This window comes from Rhodococcoides fascians A44A, assembly GCF_000760735.1.
GTDB lineage: Bacteria > Actinomycetota > Actinomycetes > Mycobacteriales > Mycobacteriaceae > Rhodococcoides > Rhodococcoides fascians_E.
On record NZ_JMEX01000008.1, the window covers coordinates 1,437,255 to 1,453,927 of the forward strand.

General features: G+C 66.8%; 3 protein-coding genes. All 3 read right to left on the bottom strand.

Features of this window, described 5'->3' with window-relative positions:
- Nucleotides 1-3 precede the first annotated feature (3 nt).
- Genes BH95_RS19100 through BH95_RS19110 form a run of 3 tightly spaced genes read right to left on the bottom strand, consistent with a single transcriptional unit; the run spans nt 4 to nt 16,438 of the window.
- Nucleotides 4-708: a glycoside hydrolase family 25 protein gene (locus BH95_RS19100; protein ID WP_037183547.1), complete on the bottom strand. Its 705-nt coding sequence runs from the start codon at nt 706-708 to the stop codon at nt 4-6.
- Between the two features lie 44 nt (nt 709-752).
- Nucleotides 753-1,727: an alpha/beta hydrolase gene (locus tag BH95_RS19105; RefSeq protein WP_037185224.1), complete on the bottom strand. Its 975-nt coding sequence runs from the start codon at nt 1,725-1,727 to the stop codon at nt 753-755.
- Nucleotides 1,728-1,750: 23 nt separating this feature from the next.
- Nucleotides 1,751-16,438 (bottom strand): non-ribosomal peptide synthetase, encoded by a 14,688-nt coding sequence (locus BH95_RS19110; protein ID WP_037183549.1) that lies wholly within the window; start codon nt 16,436-16,438, stop codon nt 1,751-1,753.
- Nucleotides 16,439-16,673 lie beyond the last annotated feature (235 nt).

Consider the following 16,673-nt stretch of genomic DNA (forward strand, 5'->3'; position numbering starts at 1 on the left):
GGGTTACCAGCGCGCCAACGGACGGATGTCGTCGCCGGAGTAGTGGTTGATGTCCGTCGGTGCATCGATGCCGGGGATTCGGCCGCTGTCGGTGTACTGCCAGAACAACCAGTTCGTCCACCCGCCGGGGAGTGGTCCGAGGGTGTCGTTGTAGTCCGCGATCCACAGTGGGTAGTGGTTGAACTCGTGGGTGTCCGCCATCGCGGTGCGCCAGAAGTTCGGATAGGTGTAGATGATCGGCTGACGTCCGGTGAGCAGGTGCACCGTGTTCAGGTACCGGTGGGTCCAGTCGATGAGGTGCTCGGGCGGCAGTCCGTGCGAGTGTTCGAGGTCCAGCACCGGAGGCAGGTCGCCGGGCCCGTTGATTCCGAGCACCACCGTCGAGTAGTAAGCGGCCTGCGTTTCCGGTGAAAGCCGCACGTCCGCATAGTGATACGCGCCGCGGGCCACTCCGGCTGCTCGCATGACGAGGCAGTCCTGCACGAAGTACGGGTTGATGTAGTCGAGCCCTTCGGTTGCCTTCACCATCGCGAAGTCGTGGCCGGACTTTCGCACGCTGTGCCAGTCGATCTTGGTGCCGTCGATGTGCTGCCACGAGGAGACGTCCGGCCCCTGCGCGCCCAGTGTCTGTGGGTTGGCCGACGCCACTGCGGGCATGCCGCAGATCAGTGCGCCGGCGATGACGAGAGATTTCAACGCACGGGTCATGCTCACAGCTTTCGTAGAATATGTATTTTGCACGTGAAAGGGCGTCAGCCGGCCAGCGCGCGCTCCAGGGTCGGCCAGGATGCACGGAGAGCGTCCTGCCAGTACAGCCACGAGTGCGTTCCTGGATGTCCCAGGTCGAACTGCGCTGGAATACCCAGTTCGCCGAGCCGCTGCTGCAGCCGTTCGGCGCACCCGTTGGCGACGGCTTCGATCACCCCGCCCAGCAGAATCTGCTCCTGCAGTGGGGGTGAACCGACCGGGCGTACGGCGTTCGGCAGCTCGTGCGGGCCGGGAAGACCGGTTGCGTTGGAGACGAACAGTTCCAGACCGCGCAGCCCCTCGGCGTTGACGTACGGGTCGTGCTCGACCCAGCGAGGATCACCGTCGGGACCCCACATGTTGTCGGTGTCGCCCTTGCCGCGTACGGCGATGAGAGTGCGAATGAAATTGCGTGCTACTGGATCCGACGTCTGCGCACACCCGCTGTACGACGCCACCCCGCGGTAGAGGCCGGGTGCCTGGATCGCGAGATCGAGGACGCTACCGGCGGACATGGACAAGCCGCCGATCGCGTTGACGCCGTTGGCCCCGAGTGCGTCGTCGAGGACGGGAGGCAGTTCCTCGGTCAGGAAGGTCTGCCACTTGTTCCGCCCGAGTCCGGGGTCGTCGTGCTCCCAGTCGGTGTAGTAGCTGAGGTAACCGCCGACGGGGATGACGACGTTGACGTTCTTGTCCGCGAAGAACTCCGGCATGTCGGTCTGCTTCAGCCAGTTTGCGCCGTCCTCGCCGCCGCCGGCTCCGTTGAGCATGTACAGCGTCGGCCGCGGTGCCGAGGTGTCCGCGGGTCGGAGGACCTGCAGTGGGATCACGCGATCCATCGACGGTGAGTAGACGTGCACGTCCCACCGTCGATCGCTGATTTTGTCGATGTGGTCGACGGAGCTCACCGCCCCGGGCGTCTCCGGTTGGGCGACGGCGACCGAGGTCGGTCCCAGCAGGAGTGCGGCGGCGGTGACCACGAGGGCCCGACGGAGAGACACCCTCACGCGCCGACCTCGAGGTGCCGTGCCACGAGCGGACCGACAGCGCGTAGCGCCGACGGCGACGTCATCTGCCAATGCGTGTGCGACACCGAGAAGTTCGAGATATCGCCGGTCACGTACGGGTGCCACGTCGCGAGTCCGTGCAGTTCCTCGTGCCCGGCGCTGACGAACAGGACGTCACCGTCGTAGACGCCGGGGGTGTGCCCGACGGCCAACTCGTGGTTGTGTCGTGCGGCAGCGATCAGCCGTTCCACCTCGTGCGTCTCGATGATGCCCGATCCCGCGACAAGCGACGGGAGCGAATCGAGGCGGATGCGCTGCCCCCCGCCCGGTCCGAATCCGTCGATACCGGGCATGGTGATTCCGACGGCGTCGAGCAGGTCCGCGGCGGGAAGCTCTGTCTCCCAGACGTCCTGGTTCTGTACTGCATGGCTGTCCAGCAGCACCAGGGATCCGACGGTTTTGCCCTGGGCCCGGAGGCGGACGGCCATGGCGTGGGCGATCGTTCCGCCGAGTGACCATCCGAGCAGGTGGTAGGGGCCGTCCGGGAGGATCTTCTCGATTTCGTCGATGTAGCGCTGTGCGAGGGCGTCCAGGCTGTCCGGCAGGTCGGACGGCGCTGGGGTCTGGATGCCGTAGATCGGCCGGTCGGTGTACTTGTCGAGTCCGTTGTAGCACCAGGACAGTCCGACGATCGGGTGGATGCAGAACAGTGGTACCCCGTCGCCTGTGGTGCGGATCGGGAACACCACGTCGAACGACGAGCTGCCGTCGGATCCGGAGTCCAGCAGTGTCGCAATCGATTCCGGCGTGGGTTCGGCGAGCAGTGCCTGCAGGGACAGAGCCGTGCCGGTCGATGCCCTCAGCTTGCTGAGCACCCGCATCGCCGTGAGCGAGGACCCGCCTCGGTCGAAGAAGTCGTCTGTCACCGAGATGTCGTTCACTGCCAGTACCTCCGAGAATGCTTCTGTGACGAGCCGTTCGGTCGCCGTGGACGGGAGTCTGTTCGGGCCGGTGTCGCGGCCGAAGTCGGGTGGTGGAAGCGCACCGGCGTCGAGCTTTCCGGTCGGTGTGCGGGGGACGGTCGTCAGATATGTGACGGACGCCGGAATCATGTATCCGGGCAGCCGTTTCCGTAGGTAGCTCCGCAGTGCGTCACCCTGCAGTGCGTCACCCTGCACCGCGTCACCCTGCACCGCGTCTCGGTTGCCGAGGACGTAGGACACGAGCACCGTCTCGCCCGACGGCATGCCGTGGCCGACGGTCACCGCGAAGTCGACGCCGGGGTGAGTCGACAGTGCGGCGTCGATCTCACCGAGCTCGATGCGGAACCCGCGGATCTTGATCTGTGTGTCGCTGCGCCCGCTGTATCGGAGCCGACCGTCGGGTGTGCGGCGGACGATGTCCCCGGTCCGGTACATGCGGCCGCCGCTGATCGGATCCGCGAGGAATCGTGTCGACGTCAGCCCTGGCCGGCCGTGATAGCCACGTGCGACGGCGGGGCCGCCGACGTACAGTTCGCCGGGCGCGCCGTCGGGCACCGGGTGGAGGCGTCCGTCGAGAACGTGAGCGACGAGGCCGGCGACGGGCCTGCCGATGTCGATGGGGGCGTCGGCGGTGATCTCGCCGAGTGTCGATATGTCCGTGGCTTCCGTGGGTCCGTAGCCGTTCACCATGATTCGGCCCGGCGCCCACCGCGCGATCAGTTCGGGGCTGCACGCCTCGCCGCCGACGCAGACGACCTGCACGGTGTCCAGGCCGCTCGGATCGAGCGTGGACAGAGTGGAGGGGGTCGTCAGCGTGTGGGTGACGGACTCGTCGCGCAGGAACGCGGCCAGTTCGTCGCCGCCCAGTATCTCCGGTGGGGACACCACCAGTGTTGCGGCTGCGGACAGGGCGGACACCATTTCCCCGACGGCCATGTCGAAACTCGGTGAGGTGTTGTGCAGGAACCGCGACGACTGTTCGATGCGGTGCACCTCGCGCCTGGACTCGGCGAGGTTCGCGAGTCCCCGGTGCGAGACGACGACGCCCTTGGGCAGGCCGGTGGAACCGGAGGTGTAGATCATGTACGCCGCACTGTCGAGTCCGGCGACGCCGTTCAGCTCTTCCGCTGCGACGGCGTGACGCGGTGCCCGCTCCACTTCGCTGCGGATCTCCGGGTCGTCGAGTTCGAGCCAGGTGATGTCGCCCGGCAGCGCACTGCGGTGCGAGGTGAGCGTGATGCCCATGACTGCACCGGAATCGGAGACCATGTGCTGCAGTCGATCCTGCGGATATGCGGGGTCTACGGGCACGTAGGCGGCGCCGGTCTTCGTCACGGCCCACACGGTCAGAACCGAATCCACCGAGCGGGGAAGCCCGATCGCGACGACGGTCTCGGGGCCGATTCCGTATCCGAGCAGTACCCGAGCCAATCGGGTCGACGCGTCGTCGGCCTCGCGGTAGGTGTGGTCCTCCCCGTTCCAGCGGATCGCGACCCCGTCGGGATTCTGCGCGACGGCCTGTCCGATCAACTGAGTGAGGGTACGGGGGCTGACCGCGTCCGGGCCGCGGACGGGTTCTCGTTCGAACGGTGCGAGGATGTCGATGTCGCCGACGGCCTGCGCCGGGTTCTCCACTGCTGCCGTGAGAATCCGAGTGAACCGGTCCACGAAGCCCTCGATGGTGGCGGCGTCGAACAGGTCGGTGCTGTAGCGCAGGGAACCACCGAGGCCGTCTGCTGTTTCCCGCAGCGTCAGAGCGAGATCGAATCGCGTGACGCCGGATTCGTACGGAAATTCCGAGACCGTGAGGCCGGGCAGTTCGAGCGTCGACGGACGATCCGGTTCGAACGCCAGCAGCGCCTGGAACAGCGGGGAGTGGGATGTCGCGCGTGTCGGCCGCAGTGTTTCCACGACCTGCTCGAACGGGACGTCGGCATTCTCCAGGGCTTCGAGGTTGGTGCTGCGCACCCTGTCGAGGAGATCGGCGAAGCTTTCCCCCGGCCGAATCTCGTTGCGCAGAACGACGGTTCCGACGAACATGCCGACGACGTCGTCGAGACTGCCTGCGCTTCGACCCGCCACGGTGGTGCCGATCGGGATGTCGGTGGTACCGGACAACCGGGCCAGCAGGACTGCGTAAGCGGCGCCGGCGACCATGAACACCGAGGCACTGTGGCGATGGGCAAGCGACCTGATCGCCGACGCGACGGCCGGGCCGATATCGAACGCCACCTCGGCCCCGCGTTGGGACGAGACAGCAGGCCGCGGCCGGTCCGTGGGCAGATCCAGCACGTCGGGAAGGCCGTCCAGCCGGGTACGCCAGTAGTCGAGCTGCGTGGACAGGACGGACTCGGGATCGTCCGCGGAACCCAGAACGTTCGCCTGCCACAGCGCGAAGTCCGCGTACTGCACCGGCAGCGGTTCCCACGGCGCCGGTGCGCCGTGTGTTCGGGCCGCGTACGCGGTGACGACGTCTCGGGCGAGCGGGCCCATGGACAGCCCGTCCGCAGCGATGTGGTGAACGACGAGAAGCAGTACGTAGTCGGTCGGGGATGTGCGAAGAACACTGCCGCGCAGCGGTACTGCTGCTGTCACGTCGAATCCGCGATTGAGGACCGCTGCAGCCGAGGCCAGAACGGCCGATTCGTCGATGTCCTGCGGAGCGAGATCGAGTTCGACGTCGTCGGCCGGAAGGATCACCTGATGTGGGTCGCCGGAGACGGGGTAGACGGTCCGAAGTGACTCGTGCCGATCGAGTACGTCACGCACGGCTGCGGCCAAGGCATCCGCATCGAGTTCTCCGCTCAATCTCACGGCGAACGCGATGTTGTAGGCCGCCGAAGCCGGTTCGGCCTGGTTCAACAACCACATTCGGCGTTGCGCCGCGGACAGCGGGATCACCTCGGGCCGCGGTCCTGGACGCAGCGCAGGCAGCGCCGACGATTCCGAGGCGTCGACGACCACGGCCAGCTGCGCAGGCGTCGGAGCCTCGAACAGCGCGCGCACCGGCAGTGCCCGGCCAACCCGCTCGTTGACGTGCGCCATGACCCGAGTGGCGACGAGCGAATTGCCTCCAAGGTCGAAGAAGTCGTCGTCGACACCGACGCGTGCGGCGCCGAACACCGCCCCGAACACCTCGGACACCACCGTTTCCGTGGGCGTTCGAGGAGCGAGAAACTCACGGGTCGCGAACACCGGTGCCGGCAGTGCGGTCCGGTCGGTCTTGCCCGTCGGCGTGCGCGGCACCCGGTCGATGATCGTGACGGCCTGCGGCACCATGTGAGCCGGCAGCGACCGCCGAGCGTGCTCGATGATCTCGGATGGCTCTGTATGTCCTCCGGACACTGCGCCGGAGACGACGACGTAACTCACCACGCTGTCGGCGTGCACGATCGACACCGACTGTTCGACGCCGGGGTGGCGGGTCAGGACGGCGTCGACCTCACCGAGTTCGATGCGGAATCCGCGGATCTTGACCTGGTGGTCGATTCGCCCGTGGTACTCGAGGGCGTCTCCGACGCGCCGCACCCGATCGCCGGTGCGGTACAGCCGATGCCCGCGCGGGTCGAACGGGTTGGCGACGAAGGACGCAGCCGTCGTTGCCGGGTGAGCGTGGTATCCGCGGGCGAGTGCGCCGCCGCCGAGGTAGAGCTCGCCGACGACTCCCGTCGGTACCGGGTGCAGGCGCGCGTCGAGCACGTACGCGTCGATTCCTCGGGTGGGTGCTCCGATTCGGATCGGCGCACCGACTGTCATCGGATCGGACATCGTCGCGACGACGGTGCTTTCCGTCGGTCCGTACGCGTTGAACAACGAGACCCGATCGGCCCAGGTGGAGATCAGATCGGGACCGCAAGCTTCCCCGCCGACGACGAGGACACGCAGGTCCGGTACCGACGCCGGGTCGATCGTTGCGGCAGCGGCGGGCGTCAGGAAGGCGTGGGTGACGCCGTCGAAAGCCGCTGCGAGCTCGGCGCCACCATAGATCTGGGGATCGGCGATGTGCATCGTGCTGCCGCTGCCGATCGCGAGGAGCAGTTCGAGGATCGACGCGTCGAAGCTGGGTGACGCGAAATGCAGTGTTCGACTGGTTCTGTGGAGACCGAGGCGCTCGACCAATTCTGCGCCGAGGTCGGCAAACCCGGCGTGGGTGACCGACACACCTTTCGGTGTTCCGGTGGACCCGGAGGTGTAGATGACGTAGGCCGGATGGTGGGGGCTCAGTGCGGCGTTGCGTTCGCGGTCGGTGATCGGAAACGCTGAACCGAGCGTCGGGTCGAGTTCGTCGGGATGAATCCAGTCGACACCGACCGACTCCGAACCGAAGCTTCCGTATGTTTCCGAGATACCGTTCATGTCCGAAATGCCAAGCCGTGCGCCGGAATCGGTGATGATGTGCAGAATCCGGTCGTGCGGGTAGCGCGGGTCGACGGGCACGAACGCGGCGCCGGTCTTGGCCACCGCCCACAGCATCGTCATCGCGGTGATTCCGCGCGGCAGCGCGATCGCCACCGCGGTCTCGGGGCCCGCTCCGCGCGCGATGAGCTGACGGGCGATGCGGGTCGAGGCGTCGTCGAGCGCCGGATAGTCGATGGAGACGGAGCCGGAGACCACCGCGGTACCGCCGGCGGACGAGACGACGGCTGCGGACAGTGCGTCGGGCAGGGTGCGGTGTCGCAGTGACGGCGTACCGCGAAGCGGATCGACGGACACCAGGTCGATGTCTCCGACGATCGTTCGAGGATCGGCGACCACCGCGTCGAGGACCGTCCGGAACAGCTCGGCGAAGGACCGAGCGGTACCGGCGTCGAAGAGATCCGTTGCGTAGGTCAGGGTTCCCGTCAGATCTTCCGACTCGAACGCCAGCTGCAGATCGAACTTCGCCACGGCGCCCACCGGAGCGAGAGGTGCGACCGTCAGCTCGGGCAGCTCGACCGTCGGTACCGGATCCTCCAGCGACAGCATCACCTGGAACAGCGGATGATGCGCGGTGGACCGGACGGGGGTGAGCTCCTCGACGACACGATCGAAGGGGATGTCGGCGTTGCCGTAGGCGGCCAGATCCCGGTCGCGTACCGACGCGAGCAGATCGGTGAACGGTGCGGCCGGATCCACGTCCGACCTCAGAGTCAGCGTGCCGACGAACATTCCGACGAGATCGTCCAGAGCGCGTTCTCCACGGCCTGCCACCGGTGTTCCGACGGTGATGTCGGACGTCCCGGACACTCTCGCGAGCATGATCGCCAACGCTGCATGGAGAACCATGAACTCGGTCGCACCGGAGTGCCGGGCAAGCTCGGTCAGTGCGCGTCGGGTGTCGGGGGCCACCGCGAACGTGACCGTCTCGCCTCGATGCGACGCGGTCGGCGGGCGAGGCCGATCGATCGGTAGCGGCAAGTGATCGGCGACACCGGCGAGTTCCTCTCGCCAGAAGGACAATTGACGCGAAGCAACGGAATCCGGATCCTGCTCGGAACCGAGCGACTCGATCTTCCACAGCGCGTAATCGGTGTACTGAACCTCGAGGGCCGGCCACTTAGGTGTTGAACTTCGGGGTGTTGAACTTCGGGGTGTCGAGCTTCGGTGTGCAGTTGTTGCGGCACGTGCGGTGTACGCGATCATCACGTCACGTGCCAGGGGCCGCATGGACCATCCGTCGGCCGCGATGTGATGGGTGACGACGACGAGCACGTGATCGTCTGCGGCGAGACGCAGAATCGCCGCGCGCACGGGTGGTCGTTCGGTGACGTCGAAGCCGCGGACCGCGAGCCCGGCCACGGCGCCCGGCAACCCGGCCTCGGTCGTGGTCGTGATGCTCACGTCGAGAAAATCCGAGTCGACGACGACCTGACGTGGGCCGTCCGTCGCCGTGGTCTTCCCTGACTCGGAGTCGGGGTAGAACGTTCGGAGCGCTTCGTGACGATCGACGACATCGAACACCGACTCGACGAGCGCCTCGGCGTCGAGCACACCGGTCAGCCGGACGGCGCCGGCGATATTGTACGCACCGGACACCGGGTCGAACCGATTGAGCAGCCACATCCGGTGCTGATTGGGGGCGAGTGGAACGTGCGCCGGCCGATCCCGACGGACGAGCGCGGGACCACCACCGCCGTTGCGAGAGAGGCGGTTCAGCCGTGTCGTCAGGCCGCGCACGGTCGGTTCCTCGAACAGGTCCCGGACACCGAGATCGCCCTGCAGTTCCGCGTTCATGCGCGCTACCACCTGCGTGGCGGTCAGCGAGTTGCCGCCGAGTTCGAACCAGCTCGCCGTCACACCGACACCGTCGACTCCCAGCACGTCGGCGAAGATCTGCGCGACGGCCGTCTCGGCTGCACCGTCGGGTGCGACGTGCTCGGCCTGGCCGACGGACGGCTCGGGCAACGCACTCCGATCGAGTTTTCCGTTGCGGCCCAGGGGAAGACGAGCCAGTGGCACGTACACCGTGGGAACCATGAACGCGGGTAGTTCGCCGTCGGCGTGTGCCCGGACGGCATCGGTCTCGGCGTCACCGCAGACGTAGGCGACCAGCTTCTCCGAGGTCCCCTCGCCGTGGACGGTGACCACGACAGCCGTGACACCTTCGGCGCGCAACAGGGCTTCCTCGATCTCACCGAGTTCGAGGCGCTGACCGCGAAGCTTGACCTGGAAGTCGTTGCGGCCCAGATAGTGCAGCTCACCGTCGAGGGTCCAGCGGACGAGGTCGCCCGTCCGGTACAACCGGCCGTCGCCGTGCGGGTCGGCGACGAACCGTTCGGAGGTCAGGGCTGCTCTGCCGGTGTAGCCGCGTGCCAGTTGCACACCGGAGAGGTAGAGCTCACCGACAGCTCCGATCGGGACGATCCGCAGCGCGTGGTCCAACACTCGGACTCCGGTGTTCCAGACCGGAACCCCGATGGGTACCGGCCCGGTCTCGGCGGCGTCGGTGCGGTGGTAGGTGACGTCGACGGCGGCCTCGGTGGGACCGTAGAGATTGTGCAGTTCGGCGGTCAGAGTGCTGTGGGAACGCTGCACGGTTCGGCGGCTCAACGCTTCACCGCTGGCGAAGATCCGGCGCAGTGAACCGGTGTCCTCGTGATCGCCGTGGTCGAGGTACAGGTCGAGCATCGACGGCACGAAATGGGCGGTGGTGACCGACTCGTCTCGTACGAGGCGCGAGAGGTACTTGGGGTCGCGATGGCCACCGGGTTCGGCGATTACCGTCCTCGCCCCGGTGATGTGGGGCCAGAACAGTTCCCACACCGACACGTCGAACGTGGCCGGGGTCTTGTGCAGGACGGCGTCGGACGTGTCCAACGGATAGGTGTCCTGCATCCACAGCAACCGATTGACGATGGCCGCGTGCGAGACCGCGACGCCCTTGGGTCGTCCGGTCGAGCCGGAGGTGAACAGGACGTACGCGGTGTTGCCCGGGCGAACCGGTGTGGGGCGCTCGTGCTGGGCGATGGGACCGGTGGCGAACGCCGACAGATCCAGGGTGCGCGGGTCTGCACAGGGCACCGATGTCTCGATATCGGTACCGAGAATCAGTGCAGGAGAGGCAGTATCGACCATGTAGGCGATACGCGACGCGGGCAAGGTGTCGTCGAGCGGCAGATACGCCGCACCGGCATGCACGACGGCATGGATCGCCACGAGCTGGTCCATCGACCTCGGTAGAGACACCGCGACCACGGACTCGGCGCCGATTCCGCACCGGATCAAGTAGCGCGCCAGGCAGTGCACGCGGGCGGCGAAGTTGTCGTACGTCAACGAGTGGCCGTCGTACACCACGCACGTGGACGAGCCGTACACCGTCGAGGACCGGCCGAGCAGATCCACGAGAGTGTCCGTGCCGCAGTCGACCTCGGTCGCCACCCAGTCCGACGTGACGGCCTGACGCTCCAGTTCGCCGAGCACGTCGATGTCCAGAACGCGCCCCTCGGGCCGCTCGGCCATGGCCCGGATGGCCCGCTGGAGACGGTCGGCGAACGTCGCCACCTGACCGCGGGAGAAGGCGTCGGGCGAGAAGCGCAACGTCATCGTCGGAGTCGGCTCGAGCACGGTCACCAGAGTGAGCGGATAGTGCGTGGAATCGGAGACGTCGATACCGCGGACCGCCATGCCCGCGATGTCGGTCGCGGCGTCGAGTGCGCTGTGATCGACGGGGTAGGACTCGAACACCACGAGGGTGTCGAAGTCCGCGCTCCGCCCGGCCGCCGCGTGGATCTCGGCGAGTCCGACGTGGTGGACGTCCAACAGTTCCACCTGCTCGCGCTGCACCCGCTCGGTCAGCGATTCGACGGTGTCCTGCACGTCGATCGAGACGCGGAGCGGCAGTGTGTTGATGAACAGCCCCAGCATCTCGGTGGCACCGGGGAGATCACCTGGCCTGCCGGACACGGTGGCACCGAACACAACGTCGTCGCGCGAGAGGACGGTGGACAGCACGATCGACCACGCGGCCTGCACCACGGTGTTGACGGTGACGTTCGACGCACGTGCGATCGACGCCAGGACGGAGCCGTCGATGCGGACGTCGACGTCCTCCGGCAACCGACCGCTGGGAACGTGTGGGCCCGCGAGCAACGTCGGGCCGTCGACGCCTGCGAGGTGCGCAGCCCAGCGGTCGACATCCGAGTCGGAGCGACGAGCACTCGACCACGCCAGGAAGTCCCGGTACCGACGGACCGGAATCCCGATCTGCGTGTCGGCTGCATAGAGGACCAGCAGTTCCTTGATCAGGATCGGCATGGACCAACCGTCGAACAGGATGTGATGGTTGGTGACCACCAAGCGAGTACTCGCGGGCCCGTGCACCAGGGCGAACCTGATGAGCGGTGCGTCAGCGAGATCGAAGCGTCGGCTGCGTTCCGCCGCGACGGTCGCAGCGACATCGTCCGTCTGCACCTCCTGCCACGGGACGACCACATCGTCGACCACCAGCTGGACAGGAAGACCCGAGGCATCGTGAACGAACGCGGTGCGTAAGTTCTCGTGACGGTCGAGCAGACGCTGCGCGGCACGATGGAGTCGATCACCGTCGACGACGCCGGACAGATCGAAGACGATCTGCGCGGTGTACGGATCCACCCCGTCGCGCATCAGATCGGCGTGGAACATCAGTCCCCGCTGCAACGGGGTGAGCGGCCACACGTCGGAGACGTTCCCGAATTCGCTGTGCCACAGGTTCAGTCGAGCCTGGTCGACGGTCACCAGTGGGACGTCGCTCGGCGTCAACTCCCCCACGCCCTCGGACCGGCCGTGCTCCGCGAGCTCGGTGATGGCATCGGACCACAGATCGGTGAGACGACGGACATCGGCGGCGTCGAGCACACCCGTCGGGAATCCGATGCGCACGACCAACGAGCCGTCGCGGACCAGTGCGTTGATGTCCAGCTCGTACGCGGTCCGCAGGGCAGATCCGCTGCCGACGTCGTTACCGACGGTCAGGTCGGGTGTCCACGGTTGATCCAGCGATCCCCCCGGCACCTTGCCCAGATAATTGAAGCTGATCCGTGGCTCTGGGGAATCGACGAATTCACCACGCGCAGAGAGGATACCGAACATCTGGGGTTCGGTGGGAATGCTCCGCAGCTGTTCCTTGACCGCCTTGACGATCGAGGCTGCATCGGAACCGGACGGCGCCTCGATACGCGCAGCATGTGTCGAGGTGAACCATCCGACGGTCCTGGTGAGGTCCGCACCGAGAACCGAATCGGTATCGCGGCCATGGCTTTCGATCGACACCAGGTGCGACGCCGGGTCCCTCCACGTCCGCAGGGCCATGGCCAGGGAGGTGAGCAGGGCGTCCTCGGGACCCATCCGATAGCGGTTCGGCAGTTGTTCCAACAGCGCCTGAGTGATGTCGGACGACACGGCCAGTTGGGCGACCTGGGTCGTGGCTCCGGTGTCCCGTGCGTCCAGTGGACGTGACCCGAGCAGGGCGTTGTCACCGCTCAACAGTGCGCGCCACGCGTCGGCCCCGTGCGACGGGAGGTCGTCGACAGCATGAGCCCACCGGCGGAACGAGGTCTCCACCGGCTGGAGGGTCGGTCCGGACTCGCGCAGCGCGTACGCCGTGACGAGATCCGGGAGCAGAATCCGCCACGACACACCGTCGACGACCAGGTGATGGGCGACCAGCACGATCCGCGGGCAGTCGGGGTCGGTGACGTGAACCACCTGGAGCATCACTGCATCCCGCGGCCGCAGACGCGCACCGGCGCGAGCAATGATGCCCTCGAGATCGATCCCCGATTCGCCCCCCGAATCCACAGTCGAGCACTCCGTCGACACCAAGGCCGCAGCATCCACGGATCCGGTGGGCCCGACCACGAGACCGTCGTCGACGAGCCGTGCCCGCAGCGCATCGTGGTGATCGATCAGCACTGCCAGCGCGGCCACCAGATCCTCGGTGTTCAGATCGGACGGCGCGACCAGCACGAGAGCCTGATGAAAGTTGTCGAGGTCCGACGGCTGCTCGGCCCGCGCCAGGACGCTCGCGGCGATGGGCAGCAGCGGCAGGTCACCGACCCCGCCGCCGGGCAGTTCCTCGAGCCGGACTCGGTCGGTGTCGCTGACTGCGGCGTCGGCGAGGCCGGCGACCGTGCGACGCTCGAAGACGTCCCGCGGTGTGAACACCACCCCGGACGCCTTGGCGCGCGAAACAAGTTGAATGGCAACGATACTGTCGCCGCCGAGAGCGAAGAACGAGTCGTCGACGCCGACGGAGTCCTTGCCGAGCACCTCCGCCATCGCGTCGGCGATGATCTGTTGGACAGGATCGCTCGCGGCGCGGAACGGCGCGGCTTCGACGTGGGCGAGCGGATCCGGCAGAGCAGATCGATCTACCTTGCCCGACGGTGTGATCGGAACCGAGTCGATCTCGACCAGAAGGGAGGGAACCGACTGCCGGGGAAGGAATTCCGATGCCAATGCGATGAGGGCGTCGCGATCGAACTCGTGACCGGCCTTGGTCTTGACGTAGGCGACGAGGGTGGATCGGTCGCCGCGTTGGGCCATCGTCGAGACGACGAAGTCCACGGACTGATGCCAGGACAGAACGGCGTCGACTTCGCCGAGTTCGATACGCAGGCCGTGAAGCTGCACCTGGAAGTCGCTGCGGCCGAGGAACTCCAGATCCACACCCACTGTGTCCGATCCACGCCACCGAACCACGTCTCCGGTGCGGTACAGGCGCTGACCCGAGCCGTACGGATCCGCGACGAAGCGGGTCGACGTCAACCCCTCACGGTTGTGGTAGCCGCGGGCCAGACCTGGTCCGCCGACGTAGAGTTCACCACTCGAGCCGACCGGTACGGGTCGAAGCCACCGATCGAGCACCACGGCGGTCGCACCCTGCAAGGGCCGGCCGATGGTGATCGCCCGCGGATCCTTCTGGGGTTCGGTCATCGTGATCACGATGGTCGATTCGGTAGGGCCGTAGCTGTTCCGCAGCTCTGCTCGCGACCGCAGCCTGTCCACCAGGTCCGGGGGGCAGACGTCACCGCCGACGACGACGGACGTCAACGACTCGACCTTCTCCACCTCGACGGTGGACAGCAATGCAGGAGCAGTGACGATGTGTGTGACGGCGTGCTGCGTGAGCAGCTCCGTCAGTTCGCTGCCGCCGTGAACATCCGCAGGCGCGACGACCATCGTGGCACCGGCCCCGAACGCGGCGAGCATCTCGAACACCGAGGCGTCGAAACTGGCCGACGAGAACCGCAGGACACGGGAGTCCGTCGTCAGGGCGAGTTCCGGGCGCTGAGCGGCGGTGAACACGGAGAGACCGCGGTGGCCGACGAGCACGCCCTTCGGTGTCCCCGTCGATCCCGACGTGTAGATCATGTAGGCCGTGTGGTCGAGACCGAGTCGAGACCGCCTGTCCGCGTCGGAGATCGGTGCGTCGGAGCGTGTCCCGAGCTCGCTGGCGAAGCCCGGGTCGTCCATCCCGAGCCAGTGCACGGCGTCGGGAAGAGAGTCCGCCAACGCTGTGGTGCTGAGGCCCACCAGGACACCGGAATCGGTGACCATGTGGCCGATCCGCTCGGGCGGATACGTCGGATCGATCGGCACGAAGGCCGCACCCGACTTCGCGGCGGCCCAGAACGCGACCACCGAGTCGATGGAACGCGGAAGCGCGACGGCCACCACCGAGTCCGGACCCGCGCCGCGGGCGATCAGCGCCCGGGCGATGGTGTTGCTGCGCCGATCGAGTTCGGTGTAGGAGAGTTCGGTGGTGCCGTCGACGAGAGCGATTCCGTCCGGGTTCCGTGCCACACCGGCCGCGAGGATGTCCGGAAGCAGCATCGGTGGTGCATCCGGTCCGCCGCGCGCGGGGACCACGGCGTCGATCTCCGCGTCATCGAGGAGGTCGAGATCGGTGACTGCGAAGTCCGGATCGCTGTGGAGGAACTGCGCGAGAAGCCGGACGAAGCGGCGGTACAGGTCCTCGGTCGCCTCGGCGCTGTAGACGTTGGGGTTGGCCTCGAAGTCGATACGGGAGCCACCGCCGTCGACAGGTGGGTAGATGTTGACCGACAGATCCTCGACCGGGCCCGTGGACAGGACGTTGAAGTATCCCGTTTCGCGCCCGAATTGCACCTGACGTTCGTACGCCATGATGTTGATGGCGGTACCGAAGAACCCGCGATGCTCCTGGCTGGCACCGGCGTCGCGTCGAATGTCCTCGGCGCGGTAACGCTGATGCCGCAGAGCACCGGTCAGTTCCAGCTGCACAGCGTCGACGAGGCTCGCGACGGTCGTCCCCGGCACGATGCGCACACGGATCGGGAGGACGTTGGACACCATGCCGCCGGAGCGTCGCAGCACCGCCGTCGTGCGTCCGGCAACGGGCAGCGACAGAACGATGTCGTCGTTGCCGGTCAGACGGGACAGGAACGCAGCGACCGCGGACACGGCCAACGGTGCGAACGCCGATCCGAGCCTGTCCGCGGCGCGGGTGAGTGCCTTCTCGAGAGTCTCCGGTAGCGGCTCCCCGCAGATCCGCGACCGCGATGCCGGTGGGGCGACGATGCCCGACGGCGACACCGGAGCCGGCAGCGCGCTCGTCTTCTCCCGCCAGTACTCGCGGTCCTTGTCGAAGCGCGACGAAGAGCGGTAGTCGTCCTCGGCTGCGTAGACGTCCTCGAGTGCGCCCGCCTTCGAGACCGACGGCGACTCACCGGCCTGAACCGCCGTGTAGATCTCCGCGGCACGGTTCATCAGCCGGACCGCGCCGTACCCGTCGAGAGCGATGTGATGGACGTGCGAGTACCAGAACGTTCGATCGGCGCCGACGCGCAGCGTCGCAGCTCGGATCAGCGGGCCCTCGATGATGTCGATGGGTCGGGAGTAGGCGGCCTGCATCCAGTCGATCGCCGCGGCCTCGGGGTCGGGTTCCTGAGTGAAATCGAGATCCGTCGACTCGTGTCGGGTCGACTTGTCGATGTACTGGTGTGGTTCACCGTCGATTTCCACCAGGCGTAGCGAGCCCGCACCGAGCTCGGCCGCAGCCTGCTCCACCGCCCCACGCATCAAGTCACCGTCGAGTTCGCCGTGGACGTCGATGTAGTTCGCGATGGTGATCGGAACGTCCGGCATCAAGTGCTGGGCGAACCACAGCCCGCGTTGTGCAGCAGTGAGCGGGAACGGCGCGGACGTCACAGTGTGCCCGGTGTCGGTCCTGCTCAGCGCAACTGAATCAGCCGAATCCACAGTAGTGCTCTCTCGGTCGAAGGAGCGTGGTTGGCGGAGGCTCGGAACCGGACGTGGCGTGCGCTGCCCCGAAACGCCGCTCGCTCTGTGACGAAGGTCCCACCCGCTAGGTCTGAGAATTCGAGGTTTACACAACCGTTACCCAAGGTCAACCGAACCTCGCCCCTGGCCGGGACTGTGAAGAGAATTCACAGATGCAGTCAATTTTTTGAATGAGACCTAACAATGCGGAAGG